19 protein-coding genes are annotated in these 14,489 nt (G+C 37.5%); 17 read left to right on the forward strand and 2 right to left on the reverse strand.

What is annotated here, in order from left to right; translation table 11 throughout:
• Positions 1-41: 41 nt before the first annotated feature.
• The 7 genes from ABE41_RS01595 (at position 42) to ABE41_RS01625 (ending at position 5,063) form a co-directional block, all read left to right on the forward strand.
• Entirely contained in the window at positions 42-1,124 is a 1,083-nt protein-coding gene (locus ABE41_RS01595) for a PQQ-dependent sugar dehydrogenase (protein WP_253805415.1), read from the forward strand.
• A 176-nt stretch (positions 1,125-1,300) separates the two neighbouring features.
• On the forward strand, positions 1,301-1,651 hold the full coding sequence (locus ABE41_RS01600) for a hypothetical protein (RefSeq protein ID WP_253805416.1): 351 nt from the start codon (positions 1,301-1,303) through the stop codon (positions 1,649-1,651).
• A gap of 100 nt (positions 1,652-1,751) precedes the next feature.
• Positions 1,752-2,090 carry a hypothetical protein gene (locus ABE41_RS01605; protein ID WP_066285833.1) on the forward strand — a complete coding sequence of 113 codons (339 nt, stop codon included), beginning with the start codon at positions 1,752-1,754 and terminating at the stop codon, positions 2,088-2,090.
• 91 nt (positions 2,091-2,181) lie between these two features.
• Entirely contained in the window at positions 2,182-2,886 is a 705-nt protein-coding gene (locus tag ABE41_RS01610) for a spore coat protein (protein ID WP_066285835.1), read from the forward strand.
• A 130-nt stretch (positions 2,887-3,016) separates the two neighbouring features.
• Complete coding sequence (locus tag ABE41_RS01615) at positions 3,017-3,583, forward strand: amidohydrolase family protein (protein ID WP_066285838.1); 567 nt, start codon at positions 3,017-3,019, stop codon at positions 3,581-3,583.
• 17 nt (positions 3,584-3,600) lie between these two features.
• Positions 3,601-3,882 (forward strand): amidohydrolase family protein, encoded by a 282-nt coding sequence (locus ABE41_RS01620; protein WP_253805474.1) that lies wholly within the window; start codon positions 3,601-3,603, stop codon positions 3,880-3,882.
• 59 nt (positions 3,883-3,941) lie between these two features.
• Complete coding sequence (locus ABE41_RS01625; RefSeq protein WP_066285842.1) at positions 3,942-5,063, forward strand: NAD(P)/FAD-dependent oxidoreductase; 1,122 nt, start codon at positions 3,942-3,944, stop codon at positions 5,061-5,063.
• A gap of 245 nt (positions 5,064-5,308) precedes the next feature.
• On the opposite strand, the gene ABE41_RS01630 is transcribed toward ABE41_RS01625, so the two are convergent.
• Positions 5,309-5,800 carry a hypothetical protein gene (locus ABE41_RS01630; RefSeq protein WP_066285844.1) on the reverse strand — a complete coding sequence of 164 codons (492 nt, stop codon included), beginning with the start codon at positions 5,798-5,800 and terminating at the stop codon, positions 5,309-5,311.
• A 97-nt stretch (positions 5,801-5,897) separates the two neighbouring features.
• On the opposite strand from ABE41_RS01630, the gene ABE41_RS01635 reads away from it, so the two are divergent.
• The 7 genes from ABE41_RS01635 to ABE41_RS01670 all read left to right on the forward strand — a co-directional run bounded on the left by ABE41_RS01635 (position 5,898) and on the right by ABE41_RS01670 (position 10,396).
• Positions 5,898-6,482: a vWA domain-containing protein gene (locus ABE41_RS01635; RefSeq protein WP_066285846.1), complete on the forward strand. Its 585-nt coding sequence runs from the start codon at positions 5,898-5,900 to the stop codon at positions 6,480-6,482.
• A 464-nt stretch (positions 6,483-6,946) separates the two neighbouring features.
• Positions 6,947-7,333: a GntR family transcriptional regulator gene (locus ABE41_RS01645; protein WP_172827318.1), complete on the forward strand. Its 387-nt coding sequence runs from the start codon at positions 6,947-6,949 to the stop codon at positions 7,331-7,333.
• The gene (locus tag ABE41_RS01650) at positions 7,330-8,226 is read left to right on the forward strand and encodes an ABC transporter ATP-binding protein (RefSeq protein ID WP_066285851.1); all 897 of its coding nucleotides are present in this window, start codon (positions 7,330-7,332) and stop codon (positions 8,224-8,226) included. The genes ABE41_RS01645 and ABE41_RS01650 overlap by 4 nt, the downstream gene beginning before the upstream one ends.
• Entirely contained in the window at positions 8,213-8,956 is a 744-nt protein-coding gene (locus ABE41_RS01655; protein WP_066285853.1) for a hypothetical protein, read from the forward strand. The genes ABE41_RS01650 and ABE41_RS01655 overlap by 14 nt, the downstream gene beginning before the upstream one ends.
• Positions 8,956-9,669 carry a hypothetical protein gene (locus ABE41_RS01660; RefSeq protein ID WP_066285855.1) on the forward strand — a complete coding sequence of 238 codons (714 nt, stop codon included), beginning with the start codon at positions 8,956-8,958 and terminating at the stop codon, positions 9,667-9,669. Before ABE41_RS01655 ends, ABE41_RS01660 begins: the two co-directional genes overlap by 1 nt.
• Before the next feature lie 229 nt (positions 9,670-9,898).
• A complete protein-coding gene (locus ABE41_RS21305; protein WP_437435464.1) occupies positions 9,899-10,096 on the forward strand; it encodes a rhodanese-like domain-containing protein in 198 nt (65 codons plus the stop codon).
• A 90-nt stretch (positions 10,097-10,186) separates the two neighbouring features.
• Complete coding sequence (locus ABE41_RS01670; RefSeq protein ID WP_066285859.1) at positions 10,187-10,396, forward strand: hypothetical protein; 210 nt, start codon at positions 10,187-10,189, stop codon at positions 10,394-10,396.
• 243 nt (positions 10,397-10,639) lie between these two features.
• On the opposite strand, the gene ABE41_RS01675 is transcribed toward ABE41_RS01670, so the two are convergent.
• Positions 10,640-11,980: a GntP family permease gene (locus ABE41_RS01675; RefSeq protein WP_066285860.1), complete on the reverse strand. Its 1,341-nt coding sequence runs from the start codon at positions 11,978-11,980 to the stop codon at positions 10,640-10,642.
• A 196-nt stretch (positions 11,981-12,176) separates the two neighbouring features.
• Between ABE41_RS01675 and ABE41_RS01680 the strand changes: the two genes are divergently transcribed.
• The 3 genes from ABE41_RS01680 (at position 12,177) to ABE41_RS01690 (ending at position 14,325) form a co-directional block, all read left to right on the forward strand.
• The gene (locus ABE41_RS01680) at positions 12,177-12,500 is read left to right on the forward strand and encodes a hypothetical protein (protein WP_066285862.1); all 324 of its coding nucleotides are present in this window, start codon (positions 12,177-12,179) and stop codon (positions 12,498-12,500) included.
• Between the two features lie 98 nt (positions 12,501-12,598).
• Positions 12,599-13,225: a class I SAM-dependent methyltransferase gene (locus tag ABE41_RS01685; protein ID WP_066285864.1), complete on the forward strand. Its 627-nt coding sequence runs from the start codon at positions 12,599-12,601 to the stop codon at positions 13,223-13,225.
• Positions 13,222-14,325, forward strand: a complete 1,104-nt coding sequence (locus ABE41_RS01690; RefSeq protein ID WP_066285866.1) for a threonine aldolase family protein — start codon at positions 13,222-13,224, stop codon at positions 14,323-14,325. The genes ABE41_RS01685 and ABE41_RS01690 overlap by 4 nt, the downstream gene beginning before the upstream one ends.
• The last annotated feature ends 164 nt before the right edge of the window (positions 14,326-14,489 follow it).

Consider the following 14,489-nt stretch of genomic DNA (forward strand, 5'->3'; position numbering starts at 1 on the left):
TTTAATAATCTGGCTAAACTATTTTTAGAAATAAAATGGGGGTGTTGGCATTGAAAAGGTTTTTCTTCATTCTGGTTTCGGTTTTATTACTTCCTGGATGCTTCAATGATGACAAAAATACATCCGAAAACAGCGAGAAGGATGCAGTAGAAGTTTTTGCAAGACAAACTGAGGTGATCGCAACAGATTTAGAAATACCTTGGAATATTACGAAACAGGATAACACCTTTTATTTAAGCCAACGGCCAGGCTATATTGTTAAAGTTGATGGTGATAGCGGAAGAAAAACGGTTCAGAATTTGGAAGTTACAAAGAAAATTCTGCACAGTGGAGAGGGAGGATTGCTAGGTTTCATTCTAGCTCCTGACTTTAATACTTCTCAAGAAGCAATCGCATACCATACCTATAGAGAGGATGGTGCTGTTTTTAACCGCATTATCGCACTGAAATTGACCGGTAATACATGGACTGAAAAATGGATTATACTCGAGGGAATCCCTGGAGGAAGAATCCATAACGGCGGACGAATTCAAATTGGCCCAGATGGGAAATTGTATGCTACCGCGGGTGAAGCAGGAAATCCGGATAATGCACAAAACCTTCAAACGTTAGCTGGGAAGATCTTACGCATGGAATTGGATGGATCGATTCCGGACGATAACCCATTTAATAATTCTTATGTGTATTCATATGGCCATCGCAATCCGCAAGGCCTAGCTTGGGACCAGAACGGAAATCTTTATAGCTCTGAGCATGGACAGTCTGCACATGATGAAATTAATTTAGTCGAGCCTGGAAAAAACTACGGTTGGCCGGTTATTGAAGGTGATGAACAAGAATCTGGCATGGTTCCTCCGATTTTTCATTCAGGGAATGTCACGTGGGCTCCTTCAGGAATGACCATTACAGATAACAAAATTTATGTATCGAATTTACGGGGCGAACAAATTTTAGTGTTTGATTTGACTGAAAAGACCGTCGATACTTTTTTTGAAGGCGCTGGGAGAATGCGAGATGTGCTGATTGAAGATAACGCATTATATACGATTACGAATAACCGGGACGGAAGAGGAAATCCACGAGAAGATGATGATAAATTAATCAAACTTCCTTTAGGGGAGTAGTCAGGTAACCTGTGATCGTTTTTATTTGTTGAAACAAAAACACCCATACATCATAAGATATAAAGAATTTTTAAAAGTGGGTGAAGGTGTTGAATTCTTATATATTTAGACAGGATTGGACCGCTGTTTTACAACTTTTAAATCAAAGCCTTTATGCTGAGGAAATGGTTTGTTCCATGAGTACACAACTATTTGTCATTCCCGCAACAGCAGACCTAAAAGGAAATGCAGAAATGCATAACAGTCTTGTTCCAGCTTCTTATCATCGAGTTACAGCTGTAGGAAGTGCAATACGTTTGCAAAATGGTGAAACTCATGAATCAATCATTCGTATTTTGGTTTCATGTGTAAACAATGGACTTAAAAGAGATCAAGAAGTAACAAAATGGCTGCCTATAATGAGAGACGATGCCCCTGAAGAATATAAACCGTTTCTTCAAAACATAATCAGCTGGCAGCAGCAAGCTGAACAAAGTTTAACCTCAGCTAAACAGCTTTTAAAACAAATGGGGTATGAATCTCAATAAGTTTAGGAATTTGCTATTTAGGAAGGTCAACATTTTGTGTTGGCTTTTTATTATTTCTCTATTAAGCTTAGATTGTTCCAAAGGAAGAAGGAGATGGATGATGAATAATTTGAAGAGTATTTTTACAAAAAATGATTTTAAGCTAACAAAGGAAACAAGCAAGGCGATTGAATTTGAAAATATACATACTAAGGATGTCATTTATCTGCTGCCAAATAAGGAGATTAGTATAGTTTTACATCCTCAAATAGTGGAAGAGAATAAAGGATTACAACATAAAAGTCACGGAATTTATAATAGTACAGCACTAAGCCTGTTTCCTAAAAGAGTTAATACAGGTCAGACACCTATAACATATGGGTATTCATATAAATTAAAGTCAGAAAGTGAACTAGATCAATTTCTAACCGCTGTTAATCTTATTATTTTTCATACATAACTTCTTGTTGTTTCATAAATTTTACATAGTAACAATTCTCCATACTGCCCATAGGATATGTATAAAGTCTAGTTAGGCAAGGAGCTTTTCTATGTATAACTATTCTAGAGTAGATCCAAGTATTGTTTCTTTTGCCAGAGGAGATGTCACGGGAGACAAGATTCCTGACAATGTGTACTTAACGGGAACCAAAACGCCTGATAGTCCATTTATTCAAAATATTACGCTTGTCGTACAGGACGGAAGAACAGGCGAAACCAGAAGTGTACAATTAAATGAAAATGCTGGTTATAATCCCACATTATTTTTAGGAGATTTTACCGGGAACGGTGTGGACGATATTTTAATACGCATTGACTCCGGGGGAAGCGGTGCATTCACATATAATTACGTTTATTCTTTCGTGAATAATAACCCGCAGCTGCTATTCGATTTTAATGTATATAACGAGCAATTCCAATATGATGTTAATTACCAAGACAACTATAAAGTGAAAGTGGTCAGTAAGATTAATAATCTAACGTATTTAATAGATATTTCTTTAAGAGATCCAGAGTACTTGAGTGAAATTTATGATGCGAACGGAAAGTTGAAAAGTCCCATTGAGGGCTTTGTTAATCCATTAAGCGGGTTATATCCAGTAGATTTTGATTCTAATGGAGTCTATGAGCTATTAGCCTATCAAAAGATCGCAGGCAGATATAATGCAGATGCTTTAGGGTATGTTTTGAATACTTTAGTGTGGAACAACGCTCGCTTTGTTTTGCAAAACCAATATGTAGCTATTTCTGGTTAGTATTAACCAAGATGATATGTGAACCTAGTGCTCCCTGTTATAGGGGGCATTCATTTTTAATATTAATAATAAAATAGGTACAGTATAATTTGAATTAATTGGTAAATATCGATTTTAAGGGAGTTAATGTATGATTATTGATTGCCATTTTCATGTGGATGAAACGATGCTGTCACTAGAAAAAATGATAGATGGGATGGATGCAATTGGTGTTGATAAAACTGTATTGATTCCCCCTATGAACGAAACTATGTTTGAAGTAGATAGCATTTATCAGCATAACCTACAGCGTTTATTCCGTTTCTTAATATTAAATGCACCAAAGTTAGGGTTTAAGATTTATGAAAGTCTAGTTAATGATAATTGTTTAAAGCTTTATGGAAATTCATATAAAATTTTTCCTAAGCCTAACAATGATATAGTAGCTTCTGCGATTAATAGATTCCCAGACAGATTTCTTGGTTGGGCAGCAGTAAATCCAATGCTCCCTGAATCAATAGAAGAAGTTGAAAGCTTTCTAAATAAACAAAATTTTATTGGAGTAAAAGCACATCCTTTCATGCATGGGTATAGTATAAATGCACTTGATCAAGTTGCAGCAATTTGTGAGGCATTAGAAAAGCCTATGATCATCCATCTGTCATCAGAAAAAGATTCCTATAAATATCTGCCAGAGAAATATTCAAAGCTCAATTAATATATGCACATGCTGGCCTGCCTTTTTGGAAGGAGTTATGGAGATACGCTAAGCACCAACCGAATGTATATGTGGATACTTCAAGTGATTATTTAAATCAATCTATAGTAAAGATGGCAGTTGGTTATTTAGGATATCGCAAAGTACTTTATGGATGCGATGGTCCATATGGAATGAAAGAATATAATAAGTATGATTACTCGGAAAAAAAATCTTGGGTAGATTCACTTGAAATTCCAGATGATCAAAAGGAATATATACTTGGGAAAAACTTTTTAGAATTAGTTAAAGAACTTTAGATAGGTTAGACTTATCTATAAGAAGATTAATTTCAATAAAATTAAAGGTGTTTTTTAATATGCTAAAAATCATTGTTATTGGAGCGGGAATTCTAGGTGCATCAACCGCCTACCACCTAGTAAAAGCAGGAGCAGACGTTACCTTAGTGGATCGGCAAGATAAAGGACAAGCTACAGATGCTGCAGCTGGGATTGTGTGTCCTTGGCTGTCACAGCGCCGGAACAAAGCCTGGTATCAGCTAGTAAAAGGCGGTGCCCGTTATTATCCGGAATTGATTGCCCAATTGGAAGCTGACGGTGAAACGGAAACGGGATATAAACGGGTAGGTGCGATAAGTCTTCATTCAGACCCCGAAAAGCTGAAGAAGATGGCGGAAAGAGCAATAAAACGGAGAGAAGAAGCTCCTGAAATTGGTGAGGTCACTATCCTGTCCCCTGCTGAAACAAAACGATTATTTCCTCCTATTTCTGATGAGTACGGATCTGTTGTTGTGAGCGGTGGAGCACGTGTGAATGGGAGGGCACTGCGAAATGCTTTAGTCAGTGCTTCCGTAAAGAACGGAGCTAGTCTATTAAACGGTGACGCATCAATTGTTCATGAAAACAACAGAGCGCTCGGGATAAAACTAGAGGGAAAAACTCTGATGACAGACAAGGTAATCGTTACGGCAGGAGCATGGTCACAAGAATTACTGGAGCCACTAGGTGTTAACTTCAAAGTAACACCGCAAAAGGCTCAAATTGTTCATCTGAAATTGCCTCAAACGGATACAGGCTCTTGGCCAGTTGTGATGCCTCCAACTAATCAATATATACTCACATTCGAAGATGGCAGAGTAATTGTCGGTGCAACACATGAGGATGAAGCGGGGTTTGATAACCGAATCACGGCAGGTGGAGTCAATGAAATTTTAAACAAGTCATTAGCTGTTGCGCCTGGTTTAGCAGACAGTACAATAATCGAAACCCGAGTTGGGTTCCGACCGTTTACTCCTGGATTCTTGCCGGTGATCGGTGCTTTACCTCAATATGAAAACATTCTCCTAGCTAATGGTTTAGGAGCATCAGGGCTTACAAGCGGTCCGTACCTTGGTGCGGAGCTTGCAAAACTAGCGCTAAACCAAGAAACAGAGATTGATATCAATAACTATGATGTAGCAGGAGCTCTTGAATATTTTTAATAGAAGATGAAAAGACAACTGTAGGGTTGTCTTTTTTCGTTAAAGTAAGGGGTATGCTAAGTGCGAAACTTGTCGTGAAATGTCGACTCGTGGTTATTTTCAAAATAACGTGGGATTATAGTGCTCTAACATGGGAAAAAATCAATTAACGTGTGATTATACCCATCTATCGTGCGATTTTTATCATAATATACCGGCGTGGGTATTCTGTGTCATACCGATCATACCCTTAAAATTCCTATATCCTACACTAATGTCTTCTGGCTGAAGTAATCTAAATACTCATTAACTTGAATGACATCATAAATCTTCTTTTCTAAACAGAATTTGATAACCAAATCAGCGGTTTCGCTATCGGAAAGTGAATAGCCGCCTGAATCGAGCAGTTGTTCGAAATTCTCCTCACTTAACTCAAGGGCTAAACCGAGTGCTATGATTGTATTCTTTCTCGGACGGTATTCTGAGAGAGATCGTATTTTTGAAAAAAGCTTACGGTCTATTCCAGCTTTTTTATACACATATGAATATTTAAGCTTTTTTTGATCGATAAAACGAAAAAGCATTTCTTGAAGAGATGGTTTGCGATTATCTTCTACAAAAGCACCTATTTCGATATGAATACTATCAAGTATAAGTTCTTGTTCTATACATTCGGAGTACTTCATTGAACTCGATTCAAAAATTAAATGTTGTTCAATATACTCCTGTAATTCCTTTAATACCTTTTGATCCAGCATAAGATCAGCCTCCAAAATGTCGCTTTACAGGCGACCAAATTATGGATAAGTGCAGCTATTATTATAGCATGACAAACAAATTTGGAGGATGATTAAGATGAATAAGAATTTAACGGAGATTATTTTTTTGCTGGATAGAAGCGGGTCAATGTCAGGTTTAGAAAATGATACAATCGGTGGTTTTAATGCTTTTGTTGAGAGGCAATGCCAGCTGGAGGGAGACACGCTGCTCACCACAGTTCTTTTTGATGACCAATATGAAGTGTTGTGGAATGGAAAAGATGCGACAAAAGTGAAATTAACATCTAAGGAGTATTACGTAAGAGGGACTACAGCATTATTGGATGCAGTAGGTAAAACCATTTTAGATGTTGGACACCGATTATCAAAAACACCAGAGGAGCAAAGACCAGGTAGCGTCATTTTTGTAATCACAACAGATGGAATGGAGAATGTGAGCCGTGAGTTCACCTATGAAAAGGTAAAAGAACTCATCAAGCATCAGCAAGAAAGATACAGCTGGGAATTTATTTTTATGGGAGCAAACATTAACGCAGTTGAAGAAGCTGATAGCTTGGGGATTAGTAAAGACAATGCTTTCGACTTTGAGGCATCAGAGGTTGGTGTTGAGAAGATGTACAATGTGATGTGTGAGGCAGTAACTTTTAAAAGACAAGGGTAGTAGACAAAATAAAAGAAGACTGATCCTTTCATTCTGGATCAGTCTTTTTTTCTTAATCTTAGTTATTCTCTGGATCTGTATCATCATTATAAGTTCCTGGTGCCTGTTTCGTATTAAATGTCCAAGCAACAGCATTTGTTTAACCTTCTCATATATAAGATCAAGAATCAGTATGACCTGTATTATGATTATTTAGAAGGAACAGGTCTTCCATTCTTTTTATCAAACAATCAATTTACGATGATCGATAAGTTTGGGAAACAATTATATCAACAATTTATGGATTCAAAAAAATATGAAAAAGCTGCTCAAGTTTCGAGTTTATTTAGAGTTTTTTTACTGACAAAGAGTTTTTTAATTCTTTGTCTTTTTTTGTGTCAAAAAATAAAATTTGTATAATATGGTAATATATAGTACATTACAAGAGTAATGTACTAATGTGGTGTGTCGGAGGTGATTTGCGCTTGATTTTAAATTCTGACAGTATGAAACCGATTTATGTTCAGATCTCAGAATGGCTGGAAACAGAAATTCTTAATGAAACTATTAAATGTGATGAAAAAATTTATTCACAGTACCAATTAGCAGAAATGTTTAATATCAATCCAGCGACGGCTGCAAAGGGAATTAACATATTAGCTGATGAAAATGTCCTTTATAAAAAGCGGGGGTTAGGAATGTTTGTTGCAACGGATGCAAGAGAAATCCTTCTAGGAAAAAGAAAGAATACTAAGCTGAGTGCGATGGTCACAGATTTAGCGAAAGAAGCCATCCAGCTAAATGTTGATGAAGAAGAACTTGTGAAAATGATTCGAAGCATGCATCAAAAGATGAAAGGAGATCCGAAATGAAGGTAGTTGAATGCAAAGAACTTACAAAGCAGTATGGCAAGGCGAATGCAATAAATAACTTGTCATTTGAGTTAACCGAAAATAAAATAACTGGCCTGATCGGAAGAAACGGAGCAGGCAAGACCACGCTATTAAAAATGATTGCGGGCTATCTTCATCATACATCTGGTGACATCCAAGTATTTTCGGAGAATCCCTTTAACAATCTTAAGGTGTCGGCTAACTCTATATTTATCGATAATGGGATGAGTTTCTCCCCTTCACTAACCCTGGAAGAACTTCTTGAAACATCAGGGAGATTTTATCCTAACTGGGATCATAGACTTGCTAAGCGTTTATTTGACTACTTTTCGTTCAATCCATTGCAAAGCCATGTAAACCTTTCAAAGGGGATGAAAAGTACGTTCAATATGATAATCGGTCTGGCTGCCCGCTGTCCACTTACAATATTTGATGAGCCGACAAGCGGTATGGATGCTGGAACGAGAAAAGATTTTTACAGAGCACTATTAAAGGATTATATCGCACATCCGAGGACTATTATTCTATCAAGCCACCTTCTGGGTGAAGTTGAAGATATTTTAGAAGAAATCCTCCTGATCAAACATGGAGAAAAACTGCTTCATATGCCTGTTGAAAATCTGAAGGAATATGCGATTGGAATCAGCGGAAAAGCTGCTGCAGTTAGTGAATGGATTGAAAACAAAGAGCCGATCTTTACACAAAGTATCGGTGTGGATGGGTCATATGCGGTTATTAAGAATGATTGCTCGCTGCAAGATCTTGAGATTGCAAGAGAGATAGGTTTAGAGCTTTTGTCTGTTTCTGCAGAAGACGTCTGTACGTATTTGACGTGTAAAACAAAGGGTGGGATTGATCATGTCTTTAGCTGAAGTAACTACTTGGAATATTACAAAGAAACAATATCGATATAAATTAAAGTCTTATTTTGGTGTATTTTCTTCTTTAGTAGCTATTCAGTTACTGGCCATATTATTTTCGCTGAATGGAACTGGAATGAGCGGGGGGTCATCAGGTACTTTTTCATACGATGTAAATTATTATACAGGCGATATCATTCAAGTTTTAGTAATGATCTGGGCTTTTATTACGGCCATCATTATTACGACGAAAGCTTATCGTTATGATGACTACTCTTTTGTAACAAACCGTCTCATTAGCCATTACTCAAATATTTTATTTCTTATTTCAGCCAGTATTCTTGCTGGAATCATGGTGTTTTTTTCAGGTCATCTATTTCGTCTAATCACCATATTTCTTAAGAACGCCGATTCAATTATGGTCAGTGAATTAACGTTATTAGACACCCTAAAAGTAATAACCGCTTCAATACTTTACATCTTTCTTTGTGCAAGTATCGGCTATTTTGTCGGAATTCTAATTCAGCTTAATCGATTATTCAGCTTTTTATTACCAGTGTTGTTTGTAGGAGCGTTGTTTGTTGATGGGCTGAATAACGATCCAACATTGTTTCCATCTATCATCTTTTTCTTTGGATCTGAGAAATTTCTATTATTGTTAATCTTAAAAATTATACTAGCATCGGCACTGTTCTACATGTTAGCGATATCATTTTCTAATCGGATGGAGGTGCGGCCATAATGGTTTTAGTTTCACTTTTGCCGATCCTCATCGTTATCCTGCTGGTAGCGGTGATAGGAACGTATGCTTTCAAATCTAATAAAAAGCGGCATCGCACTCCTAAGAAAATGAAATGGGTGGTCGGAGGGTATTTTATAATAACTCTTGTTGCCGCAGTACTTTCTTATACCGTTTTTCCGGCTGAAAAAACTGAAAGCAAAGTAATTAGTAAAGAAAAAACGAGTCAGCATGATGAAGCTCAAAGTAAGATAATTAATTCAGCAATCAATGGCAAACTACCTAATCTAGATGGCGTATTCACTGAAAAAGAGTCTTGGAACTTTTCTTTTAACGGTAAAGATTTAAAAATTTCCAATAAAGATGAACAAGACTATTATGCTAACGTATTTGTCATTAGTAAGCCTACAGATGATGGCGTAATTGAAGCTGCTCATTATACGGGGAAAATTATTATTGATGGAGTAGACTTTACAGAGAGAAAAGGTTCACCGCACATTTACGTTGATGAGTACACGTTTAGAATAAAGGCTCCAGAACATGTTTATGTTAATTTCACCAGATTTAGCGAAGGATTTGCGTATGATCAATTTACAGGCAGGCAAAGTATGTTCTCACGTAGTTATTTTTCTGTTCACGGAAATGAGTTCATACTGTTGAAGGTTCCAAAAAGTGTGAGAGTCAATGGAGATTTTAATTATGTAAATGCTGAATAGTTTAAGACAGAGAGCCTAACATCTCTCTGTTTTTTATGTTTTTATACAAAGTTATATTCTTTATACCAATGGGTGCAATACCTAGGCATGTATTTCGGGTTATTTATCAAAATAACCATCGGAACAAATTTGAGAGGGGATATTCATCATGTATTTTAAATTATTCTTTGATGAACAGCTTGCACATATGTCATATCTTATCGGCTGCCAGAAGACTGGAGAAGCCATTGTGATTGATCCTGCGAGGGATGAAGATCAGCTCGATGAAATACCAAAGGATAAAAAAATCATCACTCACTGTAAGTCTGGAGCACGTTCTGCAATCGGCACCAGCTTGCTTCAAGCAAAAGGATTTAAAGATGTTCTTAACTTAGAAGGCGGTTTTTCAGCTTGGCAAAAAGAAGGATTACCGGTTAAAAAGGATTAAATGTAAGCCCCTGTTGAAGCAGGGGCTTTGATCATCCTGTGTAATTTTTTCCTTTTTGGGGAACATAAACAATCATAGGAGGGATGAACCATGAAAGAAAATGAAGAAAAAGTGAATCAAGAAACTTCTGATGGATTAAACCAGCTTGTTGAAATTATTAATGCTAAAGGCGATACAGAAGAATTAAAAGAAATCGTCAATAAGTACGAAGATAAAAAAGAACATTCCCCTTTGTGCAACGACGACTTTTTCTACACAGATTTAAGAGCGATTGCAGAAGACGGGGCGAAAGAAGATTAAAAAAGACAGAGCGCAACCGCGTCTCTGTCTTTTTAATTTGCCTATTCTCTAAAAGATTGTTGCTTTTGATTCATTCTCTACATTGACTAGTTGATTGGAACGGAAGATGCGAGACTCCTGCGGGACGAGTGGGACAGGTGAGACTCCTAATGGCGCAAAGCGCAAGGAGGCTCGCCGCCCGCCCCGCGGAAAGCGAGCAGCTGGAGCGGAAATCAACCCCTTCCACGAGCATCATTGTGTAATTTAAACCAATATCACCCACAAAATCATAGTGAAGACAATCGTTACAATACCTTGCAGCAATGTAGCCATCGTTTGTGCTTTATAGGCATCTGTTACTTTCATTCCAGTGAACTCTGTCACTACCCAGTAGAAGCTGTCGTTCACATGGCTTACTGTCATTGCTCCTGCTCCAATTGCCATAACAACAAGTGCCAACGGAACGGCTCCTTCAATTCCGATGCCAGGAAGCATCGGTGCGATAAGTGAAGATGTAATCACGAGTGCAGCAGTCGAAGATCCTTGTGCTGTTTTTAGAGCAGCTGCAATCAGGAACGGGATAAGCAGGAATAGTGCTCCGCTGAAAATATCCCCAAGTGACCAGCTTTGAATGATATCTGCAATGCCTGTATTTTTAATAACTCCTCCAAATGCTCCGCCAGCTCCAGTGATTAATAGAATAGGAGCGGCATCTAACAGCGCTTCTCCAACCCATTTCGTCATCGTCTCTTCGTTGTATTTCGGCAGCAAAAAGAATGCCGCAATGACACCTGCTAATAAAGCCACAAGTGGACTTCCTAGGAATAGAAAGAAGTTTGCGATGTCTCCTTTTGCACCTTGATAGGTCACAACAGAACCTATACCAATTAATACAATCGGAAGCACAATCGGTAAAAAGGATAAAAATGTGGAAGGCATTTTACCAAATGAAGAGACGATTTCATCATAATTCAATTCTTCACCGTCATCTTCAACTTCAATTTTATCGGCCACTTTTACAGCCCATAAATAGCCAGCAATGGTAGCGGGAATGGCAACAATCAGCCCGATGATAATAATCGTTCCTAAAAATCCATTTGCGCCAATATTACCTGCGGCTGCAATAGGACCAGGAGTTGGCGGGACGAGCGTGTGTGTAGCGTACAAACCGGTAGCTAGAGCGACAGACATAGAAGCCACAGCCACTTTTGCCCGTTTTGCAAGTGCTTTTCTTAAAGAAGACAAAATGACGAATCCAGAATCACAGAAAACAGGAATAGAAACAATGTAACCGATCATACTCATGGCCAGCTGAGGTCTTTTCGGTCCGACAACCCGAAGAACCACCTCTGCCATACGAAGGGCGGCTCCGGATTTCTCAAGAATGGTACCGATGATTGTTCCAAAAACGATAACGAGCCCGATTCCGCCCATTAGACCGCCAAAACCAGTGTTAACGTTTTCAACAATCTTCATTAAAGGCATGCCGGAAGCGATTCCGACGAAGAAGGTTCCTAGAATCAAAGATAAAAAGGGATGAAGCTTAAATTTCGTGGTAGCGATTACAACTAACAGTACACCGATTAATAAAATGAAAAATAACATGATGTGCCCTCCAATTCTATTTTTGTTAGCGTTCCTAAAAGTAAGGAGAGATTCTTAAACTTTCTACAAGTGTAGTACAAAGTCCAGCAATGTCAATTCATCTTTTTCGGTAGTTTAATAATCATCATTTGGGTTACAAATGTTTCCATTATGGATAAACTAATCTAAACTAGACTGTGAGATAGGAGGGTGAAAGGTGGACAGTGTTATTCTTTGGTCATATTTCATCGTTATTCTACTGCTGAATTATGCGGCTGTAAAATTTCACAGAATCGGGAAGCTTAAGCTATTTTATTCAGGACTTATCTTGATGATTTCAGCTCCGATCATTGCTTTTATTACAGGAGGACTGCTGCTTAAATTAGTAGCTGATATTGGCGAAGGTGCTGGATATGGCGGATTCTTCTTTGGATTTGTAACGCTGGTAAACGGATTCGTGATGCTTGCGGCAGGTTTTTTCATCGGCCTTAAGAAATACTTTAAGAGTAACAAGCAAAATGATTTGCAGGAAAAGCCATAAATATATATGCAGAGGAACACAAATAAATGCTTTGAGTAAGTGTGAGAGGATTTTTGTTATTATAGGAATAGACGTATAAATAATAGGAGTCTTCCAACATGAAAGAACAATATTATGATCAATTGCTCAACATTCATACACATGGTAATCAAAAGGGATTCCATCCTTCGATGCATTATAACCGTTACGAACCTACTCCTTATGAAGCTCTGGAAACACTGTTTGAACACTATGTATTAAAGAGCAGTGACCGAATAGTGGATTTTGGATGCGGAAAAGGGCGGCTAAACTTCTTCGTTCACCACTTATTTCAGGCATCCGCTGCAGGAATTGAAATGGATGAAACATTTTATGAAGAGGCACTCGAAAACAAAAAGAATTATATAAAGAAACATAGAAAAGGAATGGAAAGCATTCATTTTCAATGCTGCTTAGCAGAAGAATACAAAATCGATTCTAAAGATAATCGGTTTTATTTTTTTAATCCATTTTCTCTGCAGATCTTCATGAGAACAATCAATAACATCTTGCGTTCTGTTGAGAAAAAACCGAGGGAAATTGAATTAATTTTATATTATGCACCAGAGGAATATATCTACTTTCTAGAAAATCAAACAGCATTTGAATTGAAAGAGGAAATCGTATTGCCAGAACTGTACGAGAATAACCCATATGAAAAGTTTTTGATTTATCGTTTGGTATATGGAAAGGAGTGGTCTGCATGAATCAAGAGAACCCATTGTTAGAGGCGTTTAAGGAGACAGAATATCAAATTCCTGGCCATGGTAAACGGGATATTTCAGTGTTAAAAGAAGCTTTGGAAACAATAGATGGACAGCTTGAAAGTGATGTTTACGGGAATGGAAAAGTCATTGAAGATTTTCAGGAAAAAATAGCAAAGTACTTAGGAAAAGAATCATCTGTCTTTTTTCCGAGCGGTACAATGGCGCAGCAGATCGCATTAAGAATCTGGTGTGATCAAAAGAGTTTACAAAAGGTAGCTTATCATCCCCTATGCCATCTGGAGATTCATGAAGAAGACGGCTTGAAAAAATTGCACGGGATAGAGCCTATTCTTCTAGCAGACAAGGAAAGAGTAATAACTCTTAAGGATGTTGTAAACATGAAAGAGGAGATCTCCTGTTTGCTGCTGGAACTTCCTCAGCGCGAAATTGGAGGTCAGCTTCCTGAATATGAGGAACTTGCGGCTATTTCAAACTATTGCCGTGATAAAGGAATTAAACTTCATTTGGATGGGGCAAGATTGTTTGAAATTCTTCCTTTCTACCAGAAGACAGCAGAGGAGATTTGTTCTCTTTTTGATAGTGTTTATGTTTCTTTCTATAAAGGAATTGGAGGTATAGCAGGAGCTATTCTTGCGGGTCCAAAGGATTTTACTGATGAATCAAAGGTATGGAAAAGACGCCACGGCGGTGACTTGATCTCTCTTTATCCGTACATTATCAGTGCAAATTATTACTTTGACCAGAGAGTTAATAAGATGGAGCAATATTATGAAGAAGCGAAAGAGCTCGCAGCGCTTTATAATCAGTGCTATTGTGTTAAAACTGTTCCGTTAGAACCTGTCTCAAATATGTTCCATGTTTATTTTACAGTACCAAAAAATGAGCTTGAGCCTATCCTCCGAGAACTGTATAACGAAACAGGTATCGGTTTAACGGGATCTTTAAGAGAAGTTAGTAATTCTGAATGTTATTTTGAAGTTAACATAGGCGACCAATATACTAAAATACCTAGTGAAAGGCTAAAGAAAGTATTCTTCAGCTTAGATAAAAGATTGCGAGAAAGTAGAATTCAAGTATAACTAAATTCAAATTAGAATAACATAATCTGTAAAAAGTTCTTGATTCGCTCAAGGGCTTTTTTGTTGTTTTAGCGGTTTTTTTTACAATTCTTTATTCTTCTGTAACGGAGAATTTATTTTCATTACATAGAATCTAAATTGTTATACAAGAAAAGTATTAAAGG

Origin of the sequence: Fictibacillus arsenicus (genome assembly GCF_001642935.1) — a bacterium.
Classification (GTDB): Bacteria; Bacillota; Bacilli; order Bacillales; family Fictibacillaceae; genus Fictibacillus; species Fictibacillus arsenicus_B.

Coding starts and splice junctions, on each gene's coding strand:
- ABE41_RS01670 (WP_066285859.1), top strand. CDS start 10,187: ATGAAAGAAAATGAAGAAAAAGTGAATCAAGAAACTTCTGATGGATTA.
- ABE41_RS01685 (WP_066285864.1), top strand. CDS start 12,599: ATGAAAGAACAATATTATGATCAATTGCTCAACATTCATACACATGGT.
- ABE41_RS01615 (WP_066285838.1), top strand. CDS start 3,017: ATGATTATTGATTGCCATTTTCATGTGGATGAAACGATGCTGTCACTA.
- ABE41_RS01635 (WP_066285846.1), top strand. CDS start 5,898: ATGAATAAGAATTTAACGGAGATTATTTTTTTGCTGGATAGAAGCGGG.
- ABE41_RS01675 (WP_066285860.1), bottom strand. CDS start 11,980: ATGTTATTTTTCATTTTATTAATCGGTGTACTGTTAGTTGTAATCGCT.
- ABE41_RS01690 (WP_066285866.1), top strand. CDS start 13,222: ATGAATCAAGAGAACCCATTGTTAGAGGCGTTTAAGGAGACAGAATAT.
- ABE41_RS01625 (WP_066285842.1), top strand. CDS start 3,942: ATGCTAAAAATCATTGTTATTGGAGCGGGAATTCTAGGTGCATCAACC.
- ABE41_RS01610 (WP_066285835.1), top strand. CDS start 2,182: ATGTATAACTATTCTAGAGTAGATCCAAGTATTGTTTCTTTTGCCAGA.
- ABE41_RS01600 (WP_253805416.1), top strand. CDS start 1,301: ATGAGTACACAACTATTTGTCATTCCCGCAACAGCAGACCTAAAAGGA.
- ABE41_RS01605 (WP_066285833.1), top strand. CDS start 1,752: ATGAATAATTTGAAGAGTATTTTTACAAAAAATGATTTTAAGCTAACA.
- ABE41_RS01650 (WP_066285851.1), top strand. CDS start 7,330: ATGAAGGTAGTTGAATGCAAAGAACTTACAAAGCAGTATGGCAAGGCG.
- ABE41_RS01655 (WP_066285853.1), top strand. CDS start 8,213: ATGTCTTTAGCTGAAGTAACTACTTGGAATATTACAAAGAAACAATAT.
- ABE41_RS01630 (WP_066285844.1), bottom strand. CDS start 5,800: ATGCTGGATCAAAAGGTATTAAAGGAATTACAGGAGTATATTGAACAA.
- ABE41_RS01660 (WP_066285855.1), top strand. CDS start 8,956: ATGGTTTTAGTTTCACTTTTGCCGATCCTCATCGTTATCCTGCTGGTA.